Source organism: Peptoniphilus sp. Marseille-Q6390 (assembly GCF_965119475.1).
The window spans coordinates 204,432-230,223 of sequence record NZ_CBCPLS010000001.1; the positions used below are offsets into that span (position 1 = coordinate 204,432).

Annotated in this window: 25 protein-coding genes; 16 read left to right on the forward strand and 9 right to left on the reverse strand. The window is 36.5% G+C overall.

All coding sequences use genetic code 11. The features are described 5' to 3' along the window. Positions 1-127: 127 nt before the first annotated feature. Positions 128-1,726, forward strand: coding sequence for a Na/Pi cotransporter family protein (locus ACWPVO_RS01070; RefSeq protein ID WP_454205985.1), 1,599 nt, complete (start codon positions 128-130; stop codon positions 1,724-1,726). Here ACWPVO_RS01070 and ACWPVO_RS01075 read toward each other — a convergent pair. Then, positions 1,693-1,977 carry a hypothetical protein gene (locus ACWPVO_RS01075; protein ID WP_454205987.1) on the reverse strand — a complete coding sequence of 95 codons (285 nt, stop codon included), beginning with the start codon at positions 1,975-1,977 and terminating at the stop codon, positions 1,693-1,695. The genes ACWPVO_RS01070 and ACWPVO_RS01075 overlap by 34 nt on opposite strands. A gap of 87 nt (positions 1,978-2,064) precedes the next feature. On the opposite strand from ACWPVO_RS01075, the gene ACWPVO_RS01080 reads away from it, so the two are divergent. The 3 genes from ACWPVO_RS01080 to ACWPVO_RS01090 are packed head-to-tail and all read left to right on the forward strand — an operon-like array spanning position 2,065 to position 4,165. Next, positions 2,065-2,802, forward strand: coding sequence for a TIGR03915 family putative DNA repair protein (locus ACWPVO_RS01080; RefSeq protein ID WP_454205989.1), 738 nt, complete (start codon positions 2,065-2,067; stop codon positions 2,800-2,802). Between the two features lie 39 nt (positions 2,803-2,841). Continuing rightward, positions 2,842-3,447, forward strand: coding sequence for a C39 family peptidase (locus ACWPVO_RS01085; RefSeq protein ID WP_454205991.1), 606 nt, complete (start codon positions 2,842-2,844; stop codon positions 3,445-3,447). Positions 3,448-3,475: 28 nt separating this feature from the next. After that, the gene (locus tag ACWPVO_RS01090) at positions 3,476-4,165 is read left to right on the forward strand and encodes a hypothetical protein (RefSeq protein WP_454205993.1); all 690 of its coding nucleotides are present in this window, start codon (positions 3,476-3,478) and stop codon (positions 4,163-4,165) included. Between the two features lie 7 nt (positions 4,166-4,172). Here the strand turns inward: ACWPVO_RS01090 and ACWPVO_RS01095 are convergent, their stop codons facing one another. The 5 genes from ACWPVO_RS01095 to ACWPVO_RS01115 all read right to left on the reverse strand — a co-directional run bounded on the left by ACWPVO_RS01095 (position 4,173) and on the right by ACWPVO_RS01115 (position 8,909). Next, a complete protein-coding gene (locus ACWPVO_RS01095) occupies positions 4,173-4,694 on the reverse strand; it encodes a phosphatase PAP2 family protein (RefSeq protein WP_454205995.1) in 522 nt (173 codons plus the stop codon). A 1-nt stretch (position 4,695) separates the two neighbouring features. Then, positions 4,696-5,571 (reverse strand): LysR family transcriptional regulator, encoded by an 876-nt coding sequence (locus ACWPVO_RS01100; protein ID WP_005955449.1) that lies wholly within the window; start codon positions 5,569-5,571, stop codon positions 4,696-4,698. Positions 5,572-5,744: 173 nt separating this feature from the next. After that, positions 5,745-6,773 carry a hypothetical protein gene (locus tag ACWPVO_RS01105; protein ID WP_454205997.1) on the reverse strand — a complete coding sequence of 343 codons (1,029 nt, stop codon included), beginning with the start codon at positions 6,771-6,773 and terminating at the stop codon, positions 5,745-5,747. Positions 6,774-6,781: 8 nt separating this feature from the next. Beyond that, positions 6,782-8,218 (reverse strand): MBOAT family O-acyltransferase, encoded by a 1,437-nt coding sequence (locus tag ACWPVO_RS01110; RefSeq protein WP_454205999.1) that lies wholly within the window; start codon positions 8,216-8,218, stop codon positions 6,782-6,784. A 55-nt stretch (positions 8,219-8,273) separates the two neighbouring features. After that, the gene (locus tag ACWPVO_RS01115; protein WP_005955550.1) at positions 8,274-8,909 is read right to left on the reverse strand and encodes a helix-turn-helix domain-containing protein; all 636 of its coding nucleotides are present in this window, start codon (positions 8,907-8,909) and stop codon (positions 8,274-8,276) included. Between the two features lie 290 nt (positions 8,910-9,199). Here ACWPVO_RS01115 and ACWPVO_RS01120 point away from each other — a divergent pair, with 290 nt between their 5' ends. From ACWPVO_RS01120 to ACWPVO_RS01135, 4 genes are all read left to right on the forward strand, one after another. Further along, the gene (locus ACWPVO_RS01120; protein WP_412446262.1) at positions 9,200-9,826 is read left to right on the forward strand and encodes an NAD(P)H-hydrate epimerase; all 627 of its coding nucleotides are present in this window, start codon (positions 9,200-9,202) and stop codon (positions 9,824-9,826) included. Then, positions 9,819-11,177: an MATE family efflux transporter gene (locus tag ACWPVO_RS01125; RefSeq protein ID WP_454206001.1), complete on the forward strand. Its 1,359-nt coding sequence runs from the start codon at positions 9,819-9,821 to the stop codon at positions 11,175-11,177. The genes ACWPVO_RS01120 and ACWPVO_RS01125 overlap by 8 nt, the downstream gene beginning before the upstream one ends. 111 nt (positions 11,178-11,288) lie before the next feature. Continuing rightward, positions 11,289-12,485 (forward strand): hypothetical protein, encoded by a 1,197-nt coding sequence (locus tag ACWPVO_RS01130; RefSeq protein WP_454206003.1) that lies wholly within the window; start codon positions 11,289-11,291, stop codon positions 12,483-12,485. Beyond that, on the forward strand, positions 12,475-14,001 hold the full coding sequence (locus tag ACWPVO_RS01135; protein WP_454206005.1) for a ClC family H(+)/Cl(-) exchange transporter: 1,527 nt from the start codon (positions 12,475-12,477) through the stop codon (positions 13,999-14,001). Before ACWPVO_RS01130 ends, ACWPVO_RS01135 begins: the two co-directional genes overlap by 11 nt. A gap of 114 nt (positions 14,002-14,115) precedes the next feature. Here the strand turns inward: ACWPVO_RS01135 and ACWPVO_RS01140 are convergent, their stop codons facing one another. The 3 genes from ACWPVO_RS01140 to ACWPVO_RS01150 all read right to left on the reverse strand — a co-directional run bounded on the left by ACWPVO_RS01140 (position 14,116) and on the right by ACWPVO_RS01150 (position 17,439). Next, on the reverse strand, positions 14,116-14,466 hold the full coding sequence (locus tag ACWPVO_RS01140; protein WP_060800647.1) for a Spx/MgsR family RNA polymerase-binding regulatory protein: 351 nt from the start codon (positions 14,464-14,466) through the stop codon (positions 14,116-14,118). Positions 14,467-15,283: 817 nt separating this feature from the next. After that, positions 15,284-16,495, reverse strand: coding sequence for an FprA family A-type flavoprotein (locus ACWPVO_RS01145; RefSeq protein WP_454206007.1), 1,212 nt, complete (start codon positions 16,493-16,495; stop codon positions 15,284-15,286). 125 nt (positions 16,496-16,620) lie between these two features. Beyond that, the gene (locus ACWPVO_RS01150; RefSeq protein WP_454206009.1) at positions 16,621-17,439 is read right to left on the reverse strand and encodes a tRNA lysidine(34) synthetase; all 819 of its coding nucleotides are present in this window, start codon (positions 17,437-17,439) and stop codon (positions 16,621-16,623) included. 274 nt (positions 17,440-17,713) lie between these two features. On the opposite strand from ACWPVO_RS01150, the gene ACWPVO_RS01155 reads away from it, so the two are divergent. The 8 genes from ACWPVO_RS01155 to ACWPVO_RS01190 all read left to right on the forward strand — a co-directional run bounded on the left by ACWPVO_RS01155 (position 17,714) and on the right by ACWPVO_RS01190 (position 25,604). Then, on the forward strand, positions 17,714-19,168 hold the full coding sequence (locus tag ACWPVO_RS01155) for a nicotinate phosphoribosyltransferase (RefSeq protein WP_454206011.1): 1,455 nt from the start codon (positions 17,714-17,716) through the stop codon (positions 19,166-19,168). A gap of 34 nt (positions 19,169-19,202) precedes the next feature. Then, positions 19,203-20,069 (forward strand): radical SAM protein, encoded by an 867-nt coding sequence (locus ACWPVO_RS01160; protein ID WP_454206013.1) that lies wholly within the window; start codon positions 19,203-19,205, stop codon positions 20,067-20,069. Positions 20,070-20,071: 2 nt separating this feature from the next. Next, positions 20,072-20,515 (forward strand): hypothetical protein, encoded by a 444-nt coding sequence (locus tag ACWPVO_RS01165; RefSeq protein ID WP_454206015.1) that lies wholly within the window; start codon positions 20,072-20,074, stop codon positions 20,513-20,515. Positions 20,516-20,535: 20 nt separating this feature from the next. Then, a complete protein-coding gene (locus ACWPVO_RS01170; RefSeq protein WP_454206017.1) occupies positions 20,536-21,744 on the forward strand; it encodes an AI-2E family transporter in 1,209 nt (402 codons plus the stop codon). Between the two features lie 397 nt (positions 21,745-22,141). Next, positions 22,142-23,362: an ABC transporter ATP-binding protein gene (locus tag ACWPVO_RS01175; protein ID WP_148465090.1), complete on the forward strand. Its 1,221-nt coding sequence runs from the start codon at positions 22,142-22,144 to the stop codon at positions 23,360-23,362. Then, a complete protein-coding gene (locus tag ACWPVO_RS01180) occupies positions 23,355-23,990 on the forward strand; it encodes an ABC transporter permease (protein ID WP_454206019.1) in 636 nt (211 codons plus the stop codon). The genes ACWPVO_RS01175 and ACWPVO_RS01180 overlap by 8 nt, the downstream gene beginning before the upstream one ends. Next, positions 23,990-24,967 carry an osmoprotectant ABC transporter substrate-binding protein gene (locus ACWPVO_RS01185; RefSeq protein ID WP_454206021.1) on the forward strand — a complete coding sequence of 326 codons (978 nt, stop codon included), beginning with the start codon at positions 23,990-23,992 and terminating at the stop codon, positions 24,965-24,967. The genes ACWPVO_RS01180 and ACWPVO_RS01185 overlap by 1 nt, the downstream gene beginning before the upstream one ends. Further along, on the forward strand, positions 24,960-25,604 hold the full coding sequence (locus ACWPVO_RS01190) for an ABC transporter permease (protein WP_270674625.1): 645 nt from the start codon (positions 24,960-24,962) through the stop codon (positions 25,602-25,604). The genes ACWPVO_RS01185 and ACWPVO_RS01190 overlap by 8 nt, the downstream gene beginning before the upstream one ends. The last annotated feature ends 188 nt before the right edge of the window (positions 25,605-25,792 follow it).

Consider the following 25,792-nt stretch of genomic DNA (forward strand, 5'->3'; position numbering starts at 1 on the left):
GAAAATAATTTTTGACGGCTTAGCCGTCTTTTTTCTTTTAGCAATTTCTTTACAAAATCTTTACTTTGTCTTTAAAAATTGGGAATTATATTGTAAGATGAAATTGAAAAAAGATTTGGGAGGACTTATGTCAATTAATTATTTTATTGAACTATTAGGAGGACTTGCTCTTTTCCTCTATGGAATGGAAATGATGAGCTCGGGTCTCGAATTAGTCGCAGGTGATAAGCTCCGAGTTGTCATTGAAAAGATGACTTCGAACTTTTTTAAATCCATACTTGTTGGTGCTCTTGTCACTGCAGTAATTCAATCATCTTCTGCGACTACAGTAATGGTTGTGGGTTTTGTAAACGCAGGCCTCATGACTATCTATCAGTCTGTCGGAATTATTATGGGGGCCAATATTGGTACAACAATCACTGGTCAATTAGTAGCCCTAAATATTTCAACCCTAGCACCTATAATTGCCTTTGTAGGTTTCTTATTGAACACCTTCTCCAAGAGTAAGAAGAAAAAATATATAGGCCAATCAATTATCGGTCTTGGATTCTTATTCATGGGTATGCAATTTATGAGTGACTCCATGGCACCACTAAGGGACTATCCTGGATTTACAACTTTGATGACGAAGTTTGACAATCCAATCTTGGGAGTCTTGGCAGGTACAGGTATAACAGCCTTACTCCAATCATCATCAGCATCCCTTGGTATCTTGCAAGCCGTTGCCAACCAAGGTGTAATATCCCTTCACTCTGCCATGTATATAATCCTAGGATTTAACATTGGTACTTGTGTGACTTCTGTTTTATCTTCAGTTGGATCTTCTAAGAATGCAAGAAGGACTGCCCTAGTCCACGTTCTATTTAACATTATTGGTACAATAATTTTCGTATGCGCATCTTTTGTCATTCCAATAGACAAGATAGTAATAAGATTCTCAAGGAACTTGCCGGCAGCAGAAATTGCCAACCTTCACACATTATTTAACATTGTAACAACAATTTTATTAATTCCTTTCTCCAAGAAACTTGCAGACCTATCCTTTAAGATTATTCCTGGTATTGACAAGGAACAAGAAGAGATGTCTTTAAAGTACATCAACTTAAATGTTGTAAAGGATGCACCAGCAACCTTTACTGACGTCAAGGCAGAGGTGAGAAGGCTACTTGATGTAGTTACTATGAACTACGAACACTCAGTGGAACTTTTAAAAGAATTTGACGAAGAAAAATACGAAGAAGTTTTTAGGAGAGAGAAAGTTATCAACTACCTCAACAAACAAATTTCAGCCTTTATAATTGATTCCTTGGGGCTATCTATGAACGAGCAGACTTCTGCTAACTTCGCAAACTACCTTAGAATATCAAGGGACATGGAAAGAATTGGGGACCACTCCAAGAACATTGCCGAAGTTGCCAAGTTAAAAAATGACGAAGGTCTTTTGTTCACAGATGTAACCTTTGACGAATTGAGAGAAATAAACGCAATTATTGACAAGATGTTCCACTCCTATGACGGAGACATGGAAAAAGACGAGAGAGTTCTCTTCATGCGTCAATCTAACGAGCTTGTTCAAAAAGAGGCATCAGCCTTTAGAAACAACCACATGATTAGGATGAGGGAAAAAATTTGTAATCCTGAATCAGGACTTCTTTATGAAAAGACTCTTGCAGCAATGGAAAGAATTTCATCTTATATATCCAACGCTGGCAAGCTTTCAATGTGATAATTTAATTGTAAATAAGAAATATTAATCTGCCTTAGGGCAGATTTTTTTGTGGAATTAATTAGCTTATGGGGAGTCATTAGGTCATAAAAACTTGTGAAGTCATGGACTCTTATGGGTTTGTAAAAAATTATAAAGTCGTGAATACTTATTAACTTGCAGAAGTTTATAAAGTCATAAAGGGCTACAAGAACATAAAAAACCATCAAAAACCTAGTAAAAGAAAATTTGTTTACAAACGGAAGTTTCAATGTTAGAATGACCTTGTAGAAAGATATAAGCTTTTATTTTAGATAAGTCTTATTTTAATTTATAAAGAGAGGAGAGAAGGACTTAGTATGATTTACTTATACGACGGGACAATTGAGGGACTCTTCACAGTGATCTTTAATGCCTACAAGGTCTTAGAAGAAGTGGACTCAATTTCAAAAAGAGTAAGCCAGGTTAATTCCAAAGAAGAAAGGATCAAGTGCCCCACAGAAGAGGACAAGGCCCTTAGGGTTAGGAAGTCTATAATAAAAAACTTCTCCTATTCCTTTTACGACTCAATCTTAAAGGTCTTCGCTGTGCCCAGTGAGAAGAAGGAGCTTGCCATAGCCAGAACTCTGAAGAAGCTCTACCTCCATGGCTTTTATTATCTTGAAAGTGATGATAAGGATGTAAAAGACTTTAAGAATTTATTAGATAGGGTCTCAGGAGAAATTAACTCCTACAAGAACCTCCCTTTTGAAGAAAAGAAGGGCCTCCTCTTTGCCAAGTTCCAACCGCAAAATGACATCCTATATTTTGTTTATAGACACTTCAAGAGTAAGCTTGCCAACAAAAGTTTTGTCATTGCAGATTTTAGGAGGAATAAGGCAGTGATCTATAATGGAGAAGAGGGCAAGTTTTTTGAATTTGAAATGTCAGAGGACATGAAGTCTACTGATGCCTTCTTTGACCTTTGGCTTTCCTTTTATGATGAAGTTGCTCCTGACAAACGAAAAAGAGATATAGACAGGATGGGAGATATGCAAAGAAGTTATTGGAGTCACATGGCTAATATGCCTGGACCAAGGAGAAGCCAAGGCAAATAAAAATTTCTTTCAAGGGTATAAATAGGCTGGGAGGAAAAAATGGAAAAAAATAGAATTGCAAACTTAGATACTTATGTAGAAAGGACTTATCCTGGGGCAAGATTTATTGAGTCCAGTGACTTGGACCTGCCAGACTTCTTGCAAAGGGATTTTCAGGACAGCCACAACAACTGCACCATAGCAAGCCTCACTAGGATTATAAATTATTACTTCAAGGACAAGAATAAATTTGAAATTTACGATGAAGTCTTTGGTATTGCCAAGAAAAATGGTTACTTCAAAAGCATTGGCACCCTTCCTCTTTTGATCTCCCACATTGCCAACTCCTACTTCAAGAAAAATAAAATTGGCATAAGGGCAAGGGGAATTTATCTCGGCAACTTTTACTCCCACGTAAGGGGAGAGATTGATAATTACAAGCCTATACTTATGAACTTGGGGTCAGGCTATTATAAGAACCACTCCTTGGTTGTTTCAGGCTACTCAATTTACAAGTTTAGGGGAATGAAGTTAAAGTTCTTGCATGTTTACGATGGATGGAACAAGGACAAGTCCTACATTGACTACAACGACTTAAGGGGATTTATGAAGTTGCCAGTTTTTTCTTACAATGTCTTTAGCGTTGACATATTAGAAGACTTGTAATAAAGTTTAAGACCAGACAGGTGATTAAATGGAAAGAAGCTATTTGAAATTTTTGGTGTCGGAACTTATCTTTGTAAGGGAGGACACACTTATAAACTTGATCCCCAAAACTGAAGACAAGTACAGGGAAATCTTTGGTGAACTAGAAAATTATGTAGATACCCTAAATTTAAATATTAGAAAGCTTAGAAGAAACATAAAACTCTTGGATAAACTTTCTCCAGACCTTGCCAAGAAGAAGGTAGATGAAGAATTCGAGAGAGACTTTGAAGAGCTTAGAGAAGAGGAGAACTTTGTAGGCAAGACTAGACTCCTAGATGATGACAAGCTGAGGGAAGTTGAAGACCTCTTTAGGCAGGTAATCTTTTATTACAGCCCCAAGCTCTATGACTTTTCTCTTGAAGACTTTGACCAGGCGAGAAATGACTTTAAAAATGCTGACAAGGAAGGGCTTGAAGAATTTTTAAAGAAGGACAAGCCAAGGGAACTTGAGATGACAAACGAAGATCTTGAGAAGATGAGGGAGGATCTTGAGATAGAAATTTCTATTTTGTTTGAAAGATTTCCCCTCAACCAGTTGGACATGCTTGAGGACAAGGAAGCCATTGACTTCAACTTAAATAGACTTAAAAATGTCTACGAAGAATATCAAGAAATTTATGGAAGTCTTGGCGAAGAATTAAATATTAAAATCGCAAAAAAAGAAACTACCTCTTAAAAAATTTTTATGAGGTAGTTTTTTTATACTTCTTGTTTATTATTTTTGTAGCCACTAGACTTGATAGACCTCCCAGGACAAGGCCTGCTAGGACATCTGTGGGATAGTGGACTGATAAATACATACGTGAAAATCCTATTAAGGCAGCCAAGATGAGGGCAAGTATGCCTTCTTTTTTATTGTAATAATAAAGAGCAAAGGCTGAGGCAAAGGATGATCCTGTGTGACCTGACGGGAAGGAATAACCCATAGGGGGCTTAATCAAAAGATTAAAAGACTCAATCATAAAGGGTCTTGGTCTTCCGATGAGGGGTTTCAAAATCAAAAGTCCCACAATAGAAAAAATAATTAAACTAAGGAATAGACCAAGGGCCTTCTTTTTTGAGGTCCTATTATTTTGTAATAAGAAAAAAAGACCAAGGCCAATCCAAAAGATTCCCCCATTGCCAAGACTTGTTATAAAAACCATAAGCTTGTCTAGGATGGGGGAGTGGATTGATTCTAAAAATTTTAAGAATTGTAATTCCATCTTAATTTTTTTCTTTGAACTTATTCTTGATAAATTGAACAAAGTCCTTTAGGTTTTTCTTTAGGTAAGTTTCCTTGTGGTAAACCAAGTTGTAGTCTCTAGAAATGTCTAAATCCTTAACCCTGTGCATGATGATATCGTCATCGTTAAAGGAAGACTTGGCACCAAAAGATATTGCGTCAGAAGACTTAACAATATTTAGGACCATGTCCTTGTTCTTGCAGATATACTTAATATCAATTGGGATGTTAGTATCTCTCAAGTAAGAATGAAGATTTTTCATTGATTGCTCACCAAGATAACCTAAAACAAACTTCTTGCCCTTTAGGTCGTCATGATCTAGGACAGGCTTGTCTTTTAAATCAGAATGATTAGATGAAATAACATAAATTTCATCCTTGTAGAAAGGAACAGAAACAATTTTATCAAGGTCTGCTTCTCCGTCTATAATTGCTATGTTAATTATACCGGCATCTAATTTTTTAAGTAATTCTTCACGTAAGTCAACATAAACTCTAATCTTTACATCTTCGTGTAATTTTTCATATTCATTAATAATTTCTAATAGAAATTGTGAGCTAAAGTATGAACTAACTCCAAGGTTGATACTGTGTCCAGCTGATGAACCTTGTAGGTAAATAACAGTATTTTGAAATTGTTCCAAAATATTTTTGGCATAATCAAATAATCTTAAGCCAACGTCTGTTATGTATAATTTTTTTGAAATCCTATCGAATAGTTGGACATTGTATTCATTTTCAATTTGTGAAATTGCATGAGAAACGGTTGGCTGAGAAATTTTTAAATTTTCGGCAGCCTTGGACATATTTTTTGTCTTACATACTTCGATAAATATTTCCAAATCTCTAATTGTCATAAAAACCTCCTTTAAACATATTCTATTATCATATTTAATAAAAATCAAGAAATTATAGAGGAAAGCTTATAATTTTATTTTCGTATTTATTTTAAAAAGCTTCAACTTATGAATATTATCCCATTAAAGTGTAATAAATAAAAAAATAGACTAAGTCTAATTGACTTAGTCTATCAAGATTTATTTATATTGTAAGTTCTCAAGTCTTCAAGCCATGACTTGTCCTTGGCAAGATTTTCTTGGAAGACTCCTTCCTTCTTCATGTAGTCGATAAAGAAGTCATTAAATTTTTCAGCACCAGAGACGTTAAGGTGATGGGGGTCGTAGAAGTTATCTTTAGAGAGTCCAATCTCGTGATAAAATTCGTTAAAGTCAATAAACTTTGCCCCACGCTCTTCTAGGTATTTCTTAAAAACTTTTATGTTGTCTGCATAGTAAGAGTAAGAATAAATTGGTGTCTTCACAAAGTAGACTTGGGCTCCATTTTTTTGACAAGTTTCTATTATTTCGTCAATGGCCTTTAAGTTTTCTTTTAAATAGGCTTTCTCGTCAAAGGATGCTACAGACTTTAAAAAGTCTTCTTTATCCTTGATTATATCTTTTTTAAAGTCTTGGCTTTGGTCCTTTAAGAGGACATAGCCCTTGAGGTAGTCCTTATAAGTTTTCTTGTCAAAGTGGTAGTCCTCATCCTTTAGATCATCCCACCTTGAATGGTAGGCGACGAGGGGGAAGAGGGCAGTGGCCTTAAAGCCTCTTGGGACTTTAGTTCCTACCATCTTGAGCTTGTTGATTGACATGGGAAGGTAGTCGGAATAAGAATTTACAACTCCCAAGTCTTCTGTAATTTTGAAAATCCCTCCGTAGATGTCGACGAAGATGACTTCGGGATTCTTTCTCTTAAGGGCCTCCTTTACATAAGTTGCTGTAATCTTTAGGGGCTGCTTTTGAGAACTCAAGACATAGGACTTTATGCCAGTTTTTTCGTAAATATAAAGTGGCTCAAAGGAACAGTAGGCATGACTTGTGCCAAAGAACATTGCCTTGTAGTCTTCACTTTCGTTGAAGAATCCACCAATTTTATTTCCCATGTCCCAAGGTTTCGAAAGGGACTTTCTTATAAATAAATTATTAAGTTGTAGGCAGGCAAAAATTAAGATGCCAAGAAAAATTATGGATTTTAAAATTCTTAAAAATTTTTTCATTAAACCACCTAAAACTGAAAATAAATAAAGGCTGACTCAGAAAACTCTGGGCCATAAATGCCAAAAATTATTATGGCAAGGAGGAAGACAAGGTAAACTATCCACCTTATTGGCAAGAAGAGTTTGAATATCTTTTCTGAAAGGTCTATCTTATTGTATTTTATGATGTCAAAGATAAGTAAGATAAAAATTCCAATGCCAAGGGGATAGAGGTTTGCGATACCGAATTTTGAATTTGCAATTTCTTCTAAGAGATTGTTACTTGATGGGTTCTTAAGAATTCCCAAGATGTAAGCATTGCCTTGGTGGATGTTCTCTGCCCTAAAGTAGATAAAGGCAAAAACAACAATTACTAGGGTCAAGACCCTCCTAAAGAAGTCCAATAAAAAATTTGATTTCTTACTTTTGTTTATCCCTAGCAGGCTTTCCAGGATGTTAAAGACTCCGTGGATAAGTCCCCAGAGGACAAAGGAAAGTTCTGCCCCATGCCAAAGTCCAGAAACTAAAAAGACAATGAGAAGGTTGATGCACTTTCTCAACTCGCCATGTCTGTTGCCACCAAGTGGGATATATAGGTAGTCCTTAAACCAAGTGGAAAGAGAAATGTGCCAGCGTCGCCAAAATTCTGTGATGGATTTTGAAAGAAGGGGTTCCTTAAAGTTATCCATTAGGTAGATGCCGAGAATTTTTGCAGACCCCTTTGCCATAATTGAATAGGAATAAAAGTCGCAATAAATTTGTAGGGTAAACAAGAAGCCACCAATTAATAAGAATTCTTTAGAATAAGTTTGGTAATTACTAAAGGCATCGTTGACAAAAATTGCAGCCCTGTCGGCAAGGATTAACTTCAAAAACATTCCATAAAAAAATAGCTGCAAGCCTCTCACAAGATTTTCATAAGAAAACTTCTTGGGGTTTTTTATTTGTGGAAGAAGATTCCTACTTCTCTCAATGGGACCTGCTACAAGTTGAGGGAAGAAACAAACGAAGAGGGCGTAATCAATAAGTGACCTTTCAGCTTCAAGGTCCTTCCTGTAGACGTCAATGGTATAACCAAGAGCCTGGAAGGTATAAAAGGAAATCCCAACGGGAAGGAGAAGGTCAAGGGCTATGTTAAAGTTGCCACCAGAGATCTTACTTGCCAAGTCCATAAAAAAGTTAAAATACTTGAAGATAAATAGGATGCCTAAATTTATAAAAAAGCACAAAAAGACAGCAAGCTTCATCCTAGCCTTGGAGTCACGATTGTTTTCAATAAAGATCCCCGTCATGTAGGTGATGAGAATTGAAAGAATCATGAGGAAGGTGTACTTCACATTCCAAAAGCTATAAAATGTAAGGCTTGCTAAGAGCAAAAATATATTTTTAAATTTTCCCCTGAGCAAGTTGTAAAAAATTACAACTATAGGGAGAAAGATTAGGTATTCAAAAGAATTAAAAAGCATAAAATCCTCCAATTACTACATAATATAGTAAAAATTGGAGGATTTCAATAAATTATTATCCAGCTAGTAGGCTCATCTTGTACTCCTTAGGAGTCTTGCCTGTGTACTTTTTAAAAGTCATTGTGAAATGAGGTTGTGAAGAAAATCCACACTCATAAGAAATGTATTCAAGAGTCTTCTTGTCTTCTAAGAGAAGCTTCTTTGCCTTGTTTGTCTTTAAAGTGTTTAGGTACTGGCAGAAAGTAAAACCAGTTTCTTCTTTAAAAAGTGAACAAAGATAATTTTTTGAAAGATGAAGTTTGTTTGCAAGGTCTTCAAGTCCAAGCCCCTTGCTAAACTCTTCGTTGATAATTTTTAAAGCCTTGTCGATGATTTCGTTCTTAGAAAAACTTAGGGCATCAAGAAGAGAGTTTGAATAAGCTTCGATTAAGTCGTGTCCAATGATTTTAACATCTGCCTCTGTAAGCGAACCTTCAAGTCTGTTTGAAAACTCTGTATGTAGGTAAGTAAGGTCCTTATTGTATGTAATTAAAAAGTATGTATAGAGAAAGGTGTTCAAGTTTTCTACTTGTCTTTTAATCTCATCAAGAGAAGAAGTTTTACCACAACATGAAATTTTTTCAAAGATTTCTGTAGCGCAACCAAGTAACTCGGGTCTTGTCATTTGTGCAAGATCAAGATAATTTGTCATAATATCCTCCTATGTAAATTCGTAAATTTTATTTATTTAATTTTTTTTAATTTCTTAACCTGAGTTAATTATAAGCCAAATGATACTTAATATCAATAGCTAAATACAATTATTTTTAAAAATTGTTAATTAAGAGTTAAGAACTTGGTCATCAAGCTATCAAAAATTTAAATTTTAAGGGCCACCAAATACATTAAGGAATTAAAAAATTGATTTACTTAGAAGAAATAAAGCCTATAAGGTTTTAATTTTTAGTAAATAGCATATAATAGGATAGAGGAGGAATTACTGTGACAATTTCAAAAAATAAAATGATAGAACTAGAAAAGAGAACCATAGATGAATACAAAATTGATTCTCTTATTTTAATGGAAAACGCGGGAATGGGAATTTATCGCGAAATTAATCAGTATAATTCCTACACAATAATTTGCGGTAAGGGAAACAACGGAGGCGATGGACTTGTCATCGCAAGGCACTTGATTTTAAATGGCAAGCTCGTTGAAGTCTTTGTTCTTGGAGACAAGATGACAAAAGAATTTGCTAAGAACCTTGAGATCTTAGAAAAACTTACTGAAATAAATTATATTGAAGATGAAAATGATTTTGATGACCTAGTTGAATCCATGGAAGTCAATGAAGTTACTCTTGACGCAATCTTTGGCATTGGACTAAATAGGCCCCTCAATGATTTTTATAAGAAACTAATTAATCTTATTAATGCCCACGGCAACTATATTATTGCAGTTGACATCCCATCAGGTATGGATGCAGATACAGGTGACGAGTATGGAGCTTGCCTTGGTGCTAACATTACTTATGCTATATCTGATATAAAAGATGGTCAGCTACTAAACAGCAAGGTTGGAGAACTTAAGAAAATTTATATAGGGATTGTGAGGTATCTGGATGAGTAGAAAAAGAAGACCAAATAGAAATATAAACTTAACAGAGGGATCAATTGTCCAAGGGATAATTATGTTTGCCATCCCTCTACTTCTCACAAACTTTTTGCAACAGCTTTACAACACAGCGGACCTTATGATAGTGGGAAGATTCGCTGGCAAGAACCCCATGGCAGCAGTTGGTGCAACAGGACCAGTTTCCAACTTATTAATTGGACTCTTCTTGGGACTAACAACTGGTGCCTCTGTAATAATTTCACTTTATTACGGGTCCAATGACAGAGAAGCCTTAAAGAGGTCTGTAGGTTGTTCCTACTTCCTTGGACTTATCTCAGGACTTTTAATAACAGCCTTTGGATATTTTACAACGCCCTTCTTCTTGAGGATAATGGACACGCCTCCAGAAATTTTGCAAGATGCAACAACTTACATGAGAGTTTTCTTCTTGGGTACAGTTCCCATACTTATTTACAACATGGGAGCCTCAATCTTGAGGGCAACTGGTGACTCCAAGAGACCTTTTAACTTCTTATGTGTTTCTGCTCTAGTAAATATTATCTTGGACTTAATCTTAGTTGGATACTTACAAATGTCAGTTCTAGGTGCAGGGTTAGCAACTCTTGCCTCCCAAGTTACCTCAGCAATACTTGTAACTTATTCACTTTTAAAGACTGACTCATCCTATAAACTTAGGAAGAGTGAAATCAAACTTCACAAGCATGAAGCTAAGAGGATTTTTGAAGTTGGAATACCAACAGGAGTTCAAACAGCGCTTCTTTCTCTAACCAACGTAATCTTCCAAGCAAAGATAAACTCCTTTGGGCCCGATGCCATAGCCGGTGTTGCTGCTGAAGGAAGGATTGACGGTTTCCTCTTTATGGCCCTACAAGCCATTGCCCTTGCGGCAACAACTTTCTCGGGACAAAACTTTGGAGCTAAGAAGTTTGACAGACTTCGTGAAGGCATGAAGGTATCCTTAATAATAGTATTTGGAATTTCCTTTGTCCTATCACTTATCGCCTACTTCCTAGCAAGTCCACTAATAGCAATCTTCAATCCAGACCCAGATGTTGTTGCTTATGGTGCCGACTTCCTAAAGATTTTAAGTCTTGGCATTTGGTCCTTTGGACTTTCGGAAACAATCTCTGGCTTCATAAGAGGAAGTGGACACGCAATGGGACCAATGATTATTTCCCTTTTAACAATTTGTATCTTGAGGCTCGTGGTAGTTTACTTCGCAATGCCAATATTCAATTCAATAAGAGTAATCTCTGTCATCTATCCAGTTTCATATTTTGCAAACTTTATGATTATGGCACTCTACTTTAAATTTGGAAGCTGGCGAAAAGATTTTGAGATGTAAATAAAAATTTATAAATCACGACAAATTGGCACCTAATTGGTGCCTTTTTTAATTGCAATGAAGTCAAGCTTTATTGTAAACTATAATTAATAAATAAGAAGCAGTGATACTATGAAGAAAAAAACTTTAATCTTAATAAGTCTCCTTGGCTTGGGAATTTTTTTTGCCCTCTACAACTTTAATCGTTATCCAAAAAAAGTTGTTGCAGAAATTCTCTACACCGTTGACGACAGAATCTTTGCCTATGTAGATAAAAACATCCAAGACTTTGGCTTCTCTGATATCTTTAGGAAGGTCAAAGACAGTGGCGACTACGGAATAAGGTTGAGCCTTGAAGATAATAAAAATGATAAATTAAATATAATAAGCTACCAATGTCCCAACAAGAAGGAAAGATATTACCACGAGAGAAGAGAAGTGGACCATGAGATAAAAACCCATGGAGAAAAAATTGTAAATAGCGACGTCTATCTCTACAGAGACGACATATCAGACTTGCCACTTTACATTGACAGGAACACCATGGTCAACCTATCACGTGACTCCAAGGTCATGTACGACCTTGGCTACGACATATCCAACAAAAAATTATTTCTCCCACCAGTTTCACTTTCTGAGAAAAACACAGAACTTAAAAAGTACGTGAAGAAGGAATGGGCAGAGACAATAAGAAGGACCAAGGTAAAAAAACTTTCGGGCAGGTCCTACGAGGTGAAGGTCAGGTCTAAAGATTTAAAAGACCTTTTTGCGAAGATAGAGGATTTTTATTATGAAGAAAACTACTTTCCTTACTCCTACTTTGCAGACCTATTGAGGAAGGAATTTGCAAAAATTTCAAGGGACTTAGACAAGAGAGACCAAATAATTTTCTACATCTACACAGATGAAGACCTAAACCTCTTGAAACTAAAGTCCGACGACAATAAGTATGCCCTAGCTATAAAAGACTACATGGAGTTAAAACTTCCAGACACAAGAATCTACATCGAGCCAGAGGAAAATGGAAATTTAAGAACCCTAAGGGGAAAGATAAACGAGAGGTCCTTTAGGATGTCCTACTATCCCGACTCCAAGAAACTCATATACCACGATGGGAAGGTATTAGTAAATGCCAGATTTTATAATTTTGTAAGATCCAAGAAGTTTAAACTTATTGCAGATATAGAAGGAGCAAAAATAAAAAAATTAAATTTAAACTTCTATACAATCCCAGAGAAAATTGAAAGAGAGAAAAATTATATAGAAATTTTGAAATTAAAAAAAGAAGATTGGCAAAAGCTAATGTGGGGTGAAAAAGATGAAAAATGATATAAGTAACAAGGACAAGTTGATATTTAGTATGCTAATAGACTCCCTGATGGTGGGAGCTCTGGCAGGATTATTCTCTGTCCTCTACAGGTTTGTGATAATGAAGATGGACCTCTACAGGTCCTTCCTCTACAAGGAATTTAATATAAGGTCTCTAATAGTTTTAATAGTCTTGGGAGCAATCATTTCCTTTATAATTTATAAATTATTAAAGTGGGCGCCCCTATCAGGAGGCAGTGGAATACCACAAATTCGTGGCGAAATCCTGGGTAAGTTTAGGATGGAAGAAGTTCCAACCCTAGTTTCCAAAATCCTTGGAGGAGGCTTGGGAAACCTAATGGGATTTTCTCTAGGAAGAGAGGGTCCATCAATCCAAATGGGTGGAGCAGCAGCCAAGTCACTTGGCAAAATTTTAAAGAGGCCACCAGATGAACTCAAGTACATGATAACAGCAGGGGCAGCAGCAGGACTTGCAGCGGCCTTTAACGCACCTTTAGCTGGTTGCATCTTTGCAATAGAGGAACTCCACAAGTCCTACTCAAAATTTGTCCTCTTGCCAGCCCTAATTGCATCAATAACTGCAAACTACATTTCCTTTATCATAATGGGACAAGAAACATCCTTCTCCTTCTTTGTCACAGAGTCCCTACCTATGAAACTCATTTGGGTTGCCATCCTAATAGGAATCTTGACAGGCCTAGTGGGAGGAGTTTACAACTACTTAATAACAAAATTTCAAGACCTATTCAAAAAAATAAATTCAAAAATTTTAAAATACGCCCTACTAATGGGAGTTACAATTCTTGTTGGCTTTATGTTTTTTGAAGGAACAGGTGGAGGACACGGCCTCTTAGAAAATATGGCAAGACATAGATTTGCAGTAAAATATATACTTGCAATCCTCTTAGTAAAATTATTTTACACAAGCTTTTGCTACGGGTCAGGAGTCCAAGGCGGGATCTTTTTGCCAGTACTTGTAATAGGAGGATCATGTGGAGCCCTAGTCTTTGCCTTCCTAGACAAGAGCTTTGGAGTAGATGCCTTCTACATCAACTTTATAATCTTGGGCATGAGCGGAATCCTTGCATCAGTTGTGAGAAGTCCAATCCTATCAATAATATTGGTATCAGAAATGACATCAACCTTTGAGCACTTGATAGCCCTATCCATTGTAGTCATGGTTTCATACTACGTGGCAGAAGCTCTAAGAGTTGCACCAATTTACGACACTCTCTTTGAAAGACAACTAAAGGACAAAAATTTACTAAGTCCAAAAGAAAGAGAACTTGGTGACTACTCAGTCTTTGAATACACAATCACAGACGACTTCAAAAACATGGGCAAGGACCTAAGAGAAATAAACTTTCCAAAACATCTAATAATAATGTCCATCGAAAGAGATGGCAGCGAATTTGTCCCAACAGCCGACGACTTGATTCTGCTTGGCGACAAAGTCACAGTCCTAATAAGCGCAGAAGACGCATTAGCTATAGACGAATTTTTTAAGGGCGAATAAAAATTTTTGCCAGGGTTTAATAGACCCTGGTTTTTTATTAGCAAATTTAAAATTTATAAAAACAAAAAGTGCAAGATTATTTTTCTTGCACTTCTTTTGCTTTTAAATTTAATTTTACAGACTTTCTAAATATTTTTTAACTTGTGGGCCTACGTAAGCCTTGCCGTCTTTTAAGAGGATTGGTCTCTTAACTAGCATGCCGTCAGTGGATAGGAGCTCGAAGATTTCTTCTTCTGTCATGTCCTTCTTCTTGTCCTTTAGGTTTAGCTCCCTATACCTAACTCCTGATGTGTTAAAGAGTTTGAAGATGTCAACTCCTGCTTGGTCTTTAATTTTTTTAAGTTCATCAACACTTAAGAGGTCCTTGTCGATCTCTCTGTAGTCGTAGGAAATATTTTTTTCTTGCAAAAGTTTTTCTACGTTTTTGCAAGTGCTGCATTTTTTGTATCCGATTAATGTGTTCATAATAACCTCCTTCTATGTCAAATTATACTATAAAAAATTATAAAAAAATTTTAAAAATTTTTGCAAAAAGTGTTTACATTTTTCTTTTGGGTGGTATAATAATAGTACCAAATAAGATTAACGTGATAAAGCAATAAAAAGCTTGAAGATTTTTCTTATTTGTGAACAATGACAATTCCATCCAATAAAAAAGTAAAACGTATTTGATTTTATTTAAATTTATTAGCCTCTTATAAAAAGGCTTTTATATAAATTGAAATTGAAGATGTAATTAAAGTACGATGGTAAATAGTTTAGTTAGTAATTGTTATTTACTCTTAGTTTTTATATAAATGGCAGAAAGTCCTAGAGTAGGGAACTTTCAAAAATGTTAATTTATATAGGGCTTTGGTAAAATGAAGAATATAGGTGATAGATGTGATTGAACCAAAAAGTTTAAATTGGATGGAATTAAATATCTGAAAAGAATGTCTTTTAATTAATTGATTAAGGACATTCTTTTTTTATGTAATTTTTTAAGAGGGCCTAGGAAATTTAAAAACTTTATGAAGTATTAGCGAGATTATTTTTTCTTAACAGAAAAATTTGATAATTTAATAGTTTGCTTATTTATAAGAACTAAGAAGAGAGAAGGAAGTTAACAAATAATTGAGAGGAAAGAGCCTTAAAGAATTATAAGAGATTCAAAAATTATAAGTTAACAAAATTAAAATATCCAAAAAATAAAAATCCCAACTAATTTAAAAATAAAAATCTACATAAAAAATCTCCACCTATTTCACATAAGTGGAGATTTATTTTATTTATTTAATTTTTATTAATCTTCTTTTGCTAGGATCTTTGCAGCCATTTCCTTACCGAAGTCGATAAGTTGTTGTAACTCTTCATGTGTTGCTGCACCTTGGATTTCAAGTTGAGTGTCAAGCACATCGTACTTGCCATCTTCCATGTATTTCTTTAGAGTTTTTAGAGCTCCACCTGACCAAGAGTAGGAACCGAAGATTCCCCAGTAGTTGTTTTTCATTCTTTGGTGAGAAACTTCTGTCAATAGGTAGTTCATTGGAGGGAAGAGGTTGTTGTCGTAAGAACATGAACCCAAGATAACTCCCTTGTATCTCCAGATGTCAGAAAGTAGGTAAGAGTAAGAAGTCTTTGTGATGTCACGAACTTTTACATTCTTAAGTCCGCCTTCAGAAAGTCCTCTTGCAACTGCTTCTGCCATTGTTTCTGTGTTACCATACATTGAACCGAAGATTACTACACAGCCGTCGATTGTTTCTTGCTTAGCAAGTGATGTGTAGATGTCGATAATCTTTTGTGGATTTTTTCTCCAGATTGGTCCGTGGTCTGGGCAAATAAGTTCAATATCAAGACCTTCTAGCTTCTTAAGAGCTTTTAGGGCTTGTGTTGCATACTTACCAACTATGTTGATGAAGTATCTTGTTGTTTCTTCTAGGTAGTTTGAATCATATTCGATTTGGTCGTCAAAGATTCCACCATCAAGTGTACCAAAGCCACCGAAGATGTCTTGTGAGAATAGAGTCTTAGTTGCTTCTTCGTAGGCAACCATAGATTCTGGCCAGTGAACCATTGGAGTCATGTAGAAAGTTAACTTTCTATTTCCAAGTTCTACAGTTTCTCCTTCTTTAACTTCGATGATGTTGTCTGTAACTTCGTAGAAGTTCTTTAACATGGCAACAGCCTTCTTGTTTGTAACAAGTTTTGCATCTGGATAGATGTCCAAGATTGTCTTAATTGAAGATGTGTGGTCTGGTTCCATGTGATTGATTACTATGTAATCAATTTTTTCATTTTCTCCAATAATTTCATTGATCTTTTGAATGTAATCGTCAATAGTGTTAACTCTTACTAGGTCAAAAAGTATATTTTTTTCTCCCTTTAACACATAAGAGTTGTAAGCAACACCCTTTGGTAGTGGCCACATTCCTTCAAATAGTTCAGTCTTTCTATCATTTGTACCTATAAAATATATATCGTCTTTAATAGGTACTGACAATAAGTTTTCCATAAATCCTCCTTATATTTTATAAAGTAAAGACTTAATTAAGTCCTTCCCTTCAATACATTTAACAAAGTTAAATTACCTTAACTTACATACCCCATAATCCCGATAAAAAACAGGATTTTATTTTTTTAGTAAAATTCTAAAAAGTTGTGTCTTTCGCCCTTTTCCTTGTAGCCAAGAATTTGATCCATGTTGACATTTTCTGTTGCACGCAAGATATTTATGTCAACATTTTTGTTTTCCTTCTTGAGCTCTTCGATGAGGTCCTTGATAAAAAACCTCTTGTTGCCGGACTGCTTTTGGGTAACAGTGCAGGCACAGTCAAGAGCAGAAAGGCCAGTGGATTTCATAAACCTAATAATAGCTTCTTCTCTTACAAGATACATGGGCCTAATGAGTTCTAAGCCTTCAAAGTTTTTGGATTTCAACTTTGGCATCATTGTCTTGAAGTCGCCAGCGTAGATTATATTTAAAAGAACAGTCTCGATGACATCATCAAAGTGGTGACCAAGGGCAAGCTTATTGCAGCCAAGCTCTTGGGCCCTGTTGTATAAATTGCCTCGACGCATCCTGGCACACATGTAACAAGTTGAGCCACCTTCTGATAATTTTTCAGCAACTGAAAAGACATCAGAGTCGTGAACCTTGACAGGGATTCCAAGTTTCTCGCAGTTGTACTCAAGTCTCTCTCTGTTCTCAGGAAGGTAGCCTGGGTCCATGGCAATGAATTCTAATTCAAAGGGAACCTTGTTGTGCTTCTTGAGTTCTTGCAAGAGCTTGGCAAGAGTTAGCGAGTCCTTGCCACCTGATATTGCAACTGCAATCTTGTCGCCAGGGCTAATCATTTCATAATTGTTAATCCCCTTGACGAATTTTTTATAAATGTCTCTCCTGTAAGTTTTTATTAGGGACCTCTCTATGTCCACAATGCTTTTAACTTTTTCCAAAAAATTTCACCTTTACCAATCTATTGTTATTATAGCATAGTTATTTACTAATTAATAAGAATTTGAAAATCTTTAAGAGTCTCTTCATAGAAAAGAAGCTCGCAAGAATTTTTTCTTAAAAATTATAACACAAGTAGACTTTTATAAAAATATTTTTGGGCATATATAAGGGTGAGAGCCATTAAATTATTAAAAAAATCTCCTTTGTGATATAATTTAGGTAATTAACTAAAGGAGACCTAGCTAGGCTAGATAAAAGAAAAGGAAGTATAAAATGGTAAATTATAATGTAAAGAAAAATTACACCTTGCTTGTGGATTTCTATGAACTCACAATGGCCAATGGTTTTTTTAAGGAAGGACTAAGAGACAAGACTGTCATCTTTGATATGTTCTTCAGAGAAGTGCCTGACAACGGAGAGTACACAATTGTTGCTGGCCTTGAACAACTTATTGAGTACATGGAGAACCTCCACTTCTCAGAAGAAGACATAGACTTCTTAAGAGAAAAGGGAATTTTTGACGAAGAGTTTTTATCTTATTTAAAAGATTTTGAATTTAAATGTGACGTTTGGGCAATGCCAGAAGGAACTCTTGCCTTCCCTGGTGAGCCACTTTTAATAGTAAGAGGCCCAGCTATTCAAGCTCAAATGCTTGAGACTATGGTTCTACTTACAATAAATCACCAATCTATGATTGCAACTAAGGCATCAAGAATTGTTAAGCAAGCTAAGGGCAGACCAGTTGTTGAATTTGGATCAAGAAGAGCCCAAGGATATTCTGCAGCAAATCTTGGAGCAAGGGCAGCCTACATAGGTGGTTGTGCAGGAACAGCTAACACTTTGACAGACAAGATGTTTGGAGTACCAGCTCTTGGAACCATGGCTCACTCTTGGGTTCAAATGTTTGACACAGAGCTAGAAGCCTTTAGGGCCTTTGCAAGAGTTTATCCAGACAACTGTCTACTTCTTGTTGACACTTACGACACTCTTAAGGAAGGTGTCCCTAATGCCATCAAGGTATTTGACGAAGAAGTTGTGCCTCGTGGATTTAGACCTAAGGGCATAAGAATTGACTCTGGGGATATAACTTACATTTCCAACAAGGCGAGAAAGATGCTAGATGATGCAGGCTATGAAGATGTTAAGATTATGGCATCCAACTCCCTAGATGAGTACACAATTAGGACAATCCTCCATCAAGGTGCAAAGCTTGACTCCTTTGGAGTTGGGGAAAGACTTATTACATCAAAGTCATCTCCAGTTTTTGGTGGAGTTTATAAACTTGTTGCCACAGAAGATGAAGAGGGAAAGATCACTCCAAAGATTAAAATTTCTGAAAACGTGGCAAAAATTACTACACCAGGCTTTAAGGAACTTTACAGATTTTATGAAAATGAAACTGGCAAGGCCATGGGTGATGTCATAGCCCTAAGAGATGAAGAAATCCCTAAGGATAATTACGAAGTCTTCCACCCAATCTACACTTGGAAGAGAAAGACACTTACAGACTACACAGCTAAGAAGGTCCTTGTTCAAATTTATGATAAGGGTGAACTTGTTTACAAGATGCCAAGCCTTGATGAAATAAGAGCAAGGGCTGATGCAGAACTTGATACTCTTTGGGAAGAAACTAAGAGACTTGACAATCCAAACGAGTACATCGTCGACTTGTCAGAAAAACTTTGGAAGCTAAAGGACGACTTATTAAAGAAGCACGGAAAAAATTAAAATAAAAAGAGAATAAAAAAGAGAGGGAAGTTATATGCAGTATTATGGAAATGTTTTTAGACCGCCAAGTGAGGCTAGGTCACTAATAATTCAAGCTACAGTGGGTTGTTCCCACAACAACTGTACTTTTTGCTACATGTACAAGGATGATGATTTTAGGATAAGACCCCTTGAAGATATAAAGAAGGACCTAATAGAAATGAGCTCCTATGGAGATTATTTTGAAAGGATCTTCTTGGCAGATGGAGACGCTCTAGTATTAAAGACAAAGGACCTTGTGGAAATCCTAAGGACCATAAAAAAATACTATCCCAATGTCAAAAGAGTTTCATCCTATGCAACTGCCCAAGATATAAATAGAAAGTCCCTTGAAGAACTAAAGGAGCTTAGGGATGAAGGGCTTGAGATGCTCTACATTGGTTTCGAAACGGGGGACGAAGAACTCCTAAAGGAAATCCAAAAGGGCGTAACCTATGAAGAATATGTGACTGCCATGAAGAAGGCAAAGGAAGCTGGATTTACAACTTCCATCACAATCATAGCAGGCCTTGGTGGAGTAGAGGGCATGGAGAGAAATGCAATAGGAACTGCAAAATTAATTTCAGAAACCAAGCCAGACTTCTTGGGTTATCTTACAATGAGAATTTACAAGAACACACCTCTTTATGAAGACTATGTAAGTGGCAAGTTTAAGATGCCCGATGCGGGTCAAATCCTTGAAGAGATGAAAATATTCTTGGAGCACGTGGACTCTGAAGGCACAGTATTTAGGTCCAACCACGCATCCAACTACGTTCTACTTGCCGGAACTTTAAATGAAGACAAGGAAGGCCTAATAAGTGCAATAGAAAAAACTTTAAAGAAAAAGTCTTTTAGACCTGATGTATTGAGAGGATTTTAAAATTGAGAGACAAAAATTTTGAAAGTATGGATGAAAGGCAAAAATTAAAAAATTTAAAGAGAGAATTGGACTCTGGAGTTGTTTCCTTTGAAGAAAAAACCGAGGAGACATCCCTTGCCCTAAATCCTGTTAGGTATCTCATACCTCTTGAGTCAAAACCTAATAAGAAGGAAAAACTTGACATTGACTACAAGAAGAAGGACCAACCTAGTGACAAAAATTTCGAAATTATTATAGAAGTAAATCCCAAGGGTTATGAAGAAAATAAAAAGAGAAGGAGGGAGTCAAAGCTCCCTGCCCCTCACAGGTCTTACCCTCTTGAAAGGGTGAAGAGAGATCAACAAAAGATAAACAAGGGGTCCCTCTTCTACGACTACCTAGAGATTTACTTAAACAGGACAAAGAACATAGAGAGACAGTTCTTTGAAGACTACTTTGGTTTGTAGTCTCAAGAAAAGAGGAAAAAATGGAAGATAAAAGAGAAAGAGAAGAAAAGAAAATCCCGTCAAGCTTATCCTTTAAGACCGACGTCTACAAAAAGATATTTTTGACAGGGCTTGCCCTCTTATTTGTGGCATACTTATTTGTAAATTCCAAGACAATATTTTCAGGTCTTGGAGTCTTACTTGGCGTTATTGCTCCCTTTATCCTAGGAGGAGTCATCGCCTTTATAATGAAAATACCCCTAAACTTTTTCGAGAGAAAAGTTTTAGACAAGATAAAAAATGAAAAATTTCAAAAGCACAAGAGGACAATTTCCATTGCTATATCCTTTATAGTGATAATCCTCGCCATATTTATAATTACGGCGATAATTGTCCCACAACTTATCAATTCCTTTAACGAACTTAGGAAGTCCCTCCCAAGTTTCTTGCAAATGGCAATTGATAAGACAAGAGAGATACCTTATTTAAGTAATTACTCTGACAAGCTCCAAGCTGAGTACGACAACTTGTCTTGGAATGAAATTTTTAATAGGGTAAGGAGCTTTGTGAAGTCTGACGAACAGTCATCCTATATACTAAACTCTGCCCTATCGACAGCGTCCAGTATCTTAGGTGGCTTGGTCTCCTTCTTCCTTGCCCTTATCACATCAATCTACATCCTTGCAGACAAGGAAAGGCTTGGCTATCAAGCAACAAGAATTTGCTACTCATGTTTTAACAAGAAGGTCGCAAATAAAATCTTGCACGTAGCCCACCTCTTACATGAAAACTTCTTTGGTTTCATAAGGGGACAGCTAACAGTGTCATCCTTTATAGGTATCGCGACTTTTGTCTGCTGTCTTATCTTAAGGATTCCCAACGCAGCCACTATTGGTGTAATAGTTGGCGTGACAGACCTTGTGCCAATCATCGGACCCTTCCTTGGTGGTGCCATGGCCTTTGTCATGATTGTAATTGAAGACCCAACTAAGGGACTTATGTTTATAGTATTGATTTTGATCTTGCAACAAATTGAATCAAACCTAGTTTATCCAAAACTTGTGGGTAACGAAGTTGGACTTCCATCCTTATGGACTCTTGTGGCAATCACAATAGGTGGCTCTCTTTTTGGAGTAGTGGGCATGTGGGCCTTTATACCACTTGCATCAACTCTCTACGCTCTTATGAAAGAGTACACAGAGTACAAGATCAATGAAAAGAACCTAGACCTTAGAATGAAGAAAATTTAAAATGTAAAAATTTAAAATTTTAAGAAAGACTCCTCATGTAATAGTGGGAAGTCTTTTTTTATGCAAGTTGAGGTGACTTGCAAGTTAATAAAAAATTATAAGTTAATAAGAGCTTGCGACTTCATAAAAAATTATAAGTTAATAAATTACGGCTAAGTCATAAGAAGATATAAAGCCATAAAGATTTACAAAGTCACAAACAATTATAAAGTCTCAAATAATAAAAATTTATATAAAACCCACAAGATTAATCTGACCATTTTGCAAATTATTGAAAGTTCCCTATTATGGGTATAATAGAAAAGAACAAAAAATGCTTAAAGATATTAAAATATTTAAGAATGGAAGCTAAGGTCTTCGAAATAATGAAGACCAATTGATTTAAGGAGAGATTATAATGATTGAATTTAAAAAAGTCAGCAAGATCTATCCCGGTAATCAGGTTGCAGCGGAAAATATAAATTTAAAATTTAAAGATGGCGAATTTATATGTTTTATTGGAGCCAGTGGATCGGGCAAGACTACCTGCATGAGGATGATAAACAGGATGAACGAAATCACATCAGGGGATATCCTCATTAACGGAGTCAGCATCAAGGACATGGATCCAGTTGATCTCAGGAGACAAATTGGATATGTAATCCAACAAATTGGACTCTTGCCACATATGACAGTTTATGACAACATAGTTCTAGTCCCAAGACTTTTGAAATGGGACGAAGAAAAGTTAAGGCCCATTGCCGAGAACCTAATCGAAAAAGTGGACCTACCTCTTTCCTACTTAGACAAATACCCATCAGAATTATCTGGTGGTCAACAACAGAGAATTGGAGTTATAAGGGCTCTGGCAGCAGACCAAGACATAATCCTAATGGACGAACCCTTTGGTGCCCTTGACCCCATAACGAGAGATGCCCTTCAAAAACTCGTGAAGAGACTTCAAAGAGAAATGGGAAAGACAATAGTCTTTGTATCTCACGACATGGACGAGGCCCTTTCACTTGCAGACAGGATTGTTATCATGAAGAAGGGTCACGTTGAACAATTTGATACGCCAGAAAATATACTTAAAAATCCAAAGTCAAAATACGTAGAAGAAATGCTGGGCCAAGAAAAGATGAACGAGGCCAAGACTTCTTACAGGACTGTGGAAACAATTATGCTTAAGAATCCAGTTTCATTAACAAGTGATAGGTCAACCTACGATGCCCTTGCCCTTATGAGAAACAAGAGAGTCGATACTATTTTCGTAACCGACGAGGAAGGTCACCTACTTGGAGCTGTGGGCATGTTTGACATAGGAAGATATGGTAAGCACATAAAAGCTCTCTACGAAGTAATGGATAAGGTCTATGCCATAGGAGAGGACACAGTAATTATGAATGCCATTCGTGACATTTACAACCTAGACATAAAGAACCTGCCAGTTGTAGATGAGGAAAACAAACTTGTTGGCCTTGTTACCAGGGCTTCAGTAGTAGATACAATTTACACCAACCTCTGGGGAAATGAAGAAGAGGAAGAGGCTGAAGAAGTCTATGAAGAGGACAACTTGTCTGAACTTATGAAGGATGCATCAGGTGAGGCACCTAAGAAAATAGGTGATGATAATGATTAATTTTTTACTAGAAAATAGTGGAGAAATATTGTCAAAGTCCATGGAACACCTTTTGATTGCTACGATTTCTCTCGCCCTTGGAATACTTGTGGCAGTTCCTCTTGGGATCTTACTTAATAGGTTCAAGCAGGCAGCAAAAATTGTCATGGCAATAGCATCAGTCCTTCAAACAGTTCCATCCTTTGCCCTCTTGGCACTTATGATTCCACTTTTTGGAGTTGGAAAAAAGCCAGCCATAGTTGCACTTTTTATCTACTCCTTGCTTCCAATTATGAGGAACACCTATCTCGGGATTGCAGAAGTAAATGAAAACCTAATAGATGCAGCTAAGGGAATGGGGATGACAAGGTCCCAAATACTTTTCAAGGTCCAAATCCCCATGGCTATGCCAGTTATTATGGGTGGCATAAGACTTTCAGGAGTTTACGTCCTTGCTTGGACAACTCTTGCAGCCTATGTAGGAGCAGGTGGACTTGGGGACTTTATCTTCAACGGACTTACTAATGCCATAATGCCAATGGTAGTTTGGGGGACAATCCCAGTTACCCTTATGGCGATAATAGTGGACTTCCTTTTTGGAATTCTAGAAGAAAAACTATCACCTAACAAGAAGAGTGAGGTGGCATAATGAAAAAAATTAAAAAAATACTTTTAATCTTTCTTATCCTACCCATCTTTTTAACATCATGTAGCCTGCCAGGTCTTGGCGGCAACACCAAGACTAGCGTAGTTGTGGCAACGGGATCCAACACAGAAAGGCAGATCCTTGGGGAGATTGTTAAGCAAATGATAGAACACCATAGCGACATAGATGTTTCACTCATCACCAATTTGTCCTCATCTGTCCTAAACCACATAGCCATGTTAAAGGGAGATGTAAACATAGTTGGAGCCATGTACACAGGTACAGCCCTAAGTGGAGAACTTGGCATGGACCCAATTAAGGACCCAAAAGAGGCAGAGAAAGTTGTAATGCAAGAATACTACAAGAGATGGGAGAGATACTGGTACCCATCCTTTGGATTTGACAACACCTATGCCTTTATGGTTACAAAAAAATTTGCAGAAGAAAATAAACTAAAAAAAGTTTCTGACCTTGAGAAAATAAAAGACAAACTTGAAGTTGGAGTAGACACAGCTTGGATAAAGAGAGAGGGCGACGGTTACAAGGCCTTCAAAGAAATCTACGGCTTTGACTTTAAGACAATTTATCCCATGGACATTGGTCTAGTTTATACAGCCCTTGCCAGTGGAGAGATGGACCTAGTCCTTGGATATTCCACAGATGGAAAGATTTCATCCTATGACTTAGTTGTCTTAGAAGATGACAAGAGACTTTTCCCACCTTACGACTGCTCACCAGTTTTGTCAAAGGCAATCGTGGAAAAATATCCAGAGCTTGAGACAATAATGATGAAGCTTGTGGGACAAATCTCATCAAAAGACATGCAAGAGCTAAACCGTCAAGCAGACGAAGACCTTGAGATGCCAAAAATAGTTGCAGAAAACTTTTTGAAGAAGCACAAGTATTTTGAAGACGTAAAAGTTGACGAAAACAAGATAAAAGAATACAAGGAACTTGTGGAAGGAGGAAAAAATGTCTGATGTAATAATTTACTATATGGAGAACGCATCCTATGTCTTTGAACAATTTATTAGACACTTTTTAATTTCCATCTACGGAGTTCTATTTGCCGCAATAGTGGCAATACCACTGGGCTTTGCAGTAGCGAGAAAGAGAAAATTATCAAGACTAACAATAAGTATCGCCAATGTAATGCAGACCATACCATCCCTTGCCATGTTGGCTATCCTCATGTTTTTAATAGGAACGGGACCAAACACAGTTGTCTTTGCAGTATTTTTATACGCAATACTTCCAATATTAAAAAACACAGTGGGAGGAATAAACTCAGTAACACCAGAGCTTGTTGATGCAGCTAAGGGAATGGGGATGACAAAATATCAAATAATGAGGAAGGTAGAACTTCCCCTTGCCATTTCAATAATCATGGGTGGCATAAGAAATGCCCTAGTTCTCGCCATAGGAGTAACAGCAGTGGGCACCTTCATTGGAGCAGGAGGCCTTGGAGATATAATCACAAGGGGAATCACAGTAGCCAATGGAAGCCCCATAATAATAGCGGGAGCAATCCCAACAGCCTTGATGGCAGTCTTGGCAGACTTCGCACTTGGCGCCATAGAAAATAAATTAAAGCCAAGAACCTTTACAAAGATATAAAAAAATAAAGAATCAAGCTGACCTTTAATTATAAAACAAGATTAAGGGTCAGTTTTTTATTTAGAAATTAAGTTAAGCAAATTTAAAAAAATAATAAAACTTCATAAGTTCGCTTTAATAATAAAAATTTAAAGTGAAGATGTAATCTAAAATAAAAAGATTTTGGAAAAGTAATAGTAAGTAAAAGT

Bases quoted from the DNA above. Each gene is read 5' to 3' on its own strand.
- ACWPVO_RS01070 (WP_454205985.1), top strand. From the start codon at position 128: ATGTCAATTAATTATTTTATTGAACTATTAGGAGGACTTGCTCTTTTC.
- ACWPVO_RS01080 (WP_454205989.1), top strand. From the start codon at position 2,065: ATGATTTACTTATACGACGGGACAATTGAGGGACTCTTCACAGTGATC.
- ACWPVO_RS01085 (WP_454205991.1), top strand. From the start codon at position 2,842: ATGGAAAAAAATAGAATTGCAAACTTAGATACTTATGTAGAAAGGACT.
- ACWPVO_RS01090 (WP_454205993.1), top strand. From the start codon at position 3,476: ATGGAAAGAAGCTATTTGAAATTTTTGGTGTCGGAACTTATCTTTGTA.
- ACWPVO_RS01095 (WP_454205995.1), bottom strand. From the start codon at position 4,694: ATGGAATTACAATTCTTAAAATTTTTAGAATCAATCCACTCCCCCATC.
- ACWPVO_RS01100 (WP_005955449.1), bottom strand. From the start codon at position 5,571: ATGACAATTAGAGATTTGGAAATATTTATCGAAGTATGTAAGACAAAA.
- ACWPVO_RS01105 (WP_454205997.1), bottom strand. From the start codon at position 6,773: ATGAAAAAATTTTTAAGAATTTTAAAATCCATAATTTTTCTTGGCATC.
- ACWPVO_RS01110 (WP_454205999.1), bottom strand. From the start codon at position 8,218: ATGCTTTTTAATTCTTTTGAATACCTAATCTTTCTCCCTATAGTTGTA.
- ACWPVO_RS01115 (WP_005955550.1), bottom strand. From the start codon at position 8,909: ATGACAAATTATCTTGATCTTGCACAAATGACAAGACCCGAGTTACTT.
- ACWPVO_RS01125 (WP_454206001.1), top strand. From the start codon at position 9,819: ATGAGTAGAAAAAGAAGACCAAATAGAAATATAAACTTAACAGAGGGA.
- ACWPVO_RS01130 (WP_454206003.1), top strand. From the start codon at position 11,289: ATGAAGAAAAAAACTTTAATCTTAATAAGTCTCCTTGGCTTGGGAATT.
- ACWPVO_RS01135 (WP_454206005.1), top strand. From the start codon at position 12,475: ATGAAAAATGATATAAGTAACAAGGACAAGTTGATATTTAGTATGCTA.
- ACWPVO_RS01140 (WP_060800647.1), bottom strand. From the start codon at position 14,466: ATGAACACATTAATCGGATACAAAAAATGCAGCACTTGCAAAAACGTA.
- ACWPVO_RS01145 (WP_454206007.1), bottom strand. From the start codon at position 16,495: ATGGAAAACTTATTGTCAGTACCTATTAAAGACGATATATATTTTATA.
- ACWPVO_RS01155 (WP_454206011.1), top strand. From the start codon at position 17,714: ATGGTAAATTATAATGTAAAGAAAAATTACACCTTGCTTGTGGATTTC.
- ACWPVO_RS01160 (WP_454206013.1), top strand. From the start codon at position 19,203: ATGCAGTATTATGGAAATGTTTTTAGACCGCCAAGTGAGGCTAGGTCA.
- ACWPVO_RS01170 (WP_454206017.1), top strand. From the start codon at position 20,536: ATGGAAGATAAAAGAGAAAGAGAAGAAAAGAAAATCCCGTCAAGCTTA.
- ACWPVO_RS01175 (WP_148465090.1), top strand. From the start codon at position 22,142: ATGATTGAATTTAAAAAAGTCAGCAAGATCTATCCCGGTAATCAGGTT.
- ACWPVO_RS01180 (WP_454206019.1), top strand. From the start codon at position 23,355: ATGATTAATTTTTTACTAGAAAATAGTGGAGAAATATTGTCAAAGTCC.
- ACWPVO_RS01185 (WP_454206021.1), top strand. From the start codon at position 23,990: ATGAAAAAAATTAAAAAAATACTTTTAATCTTTCTTATCCTACCCATC.
- ACWPVO_RS01190 (WP_270674625.1), top strand. From the start codon at position 24,960: ATGTCTGATGTAATAATTTACTATATGGAGAACGCATCCTATGTCTTT.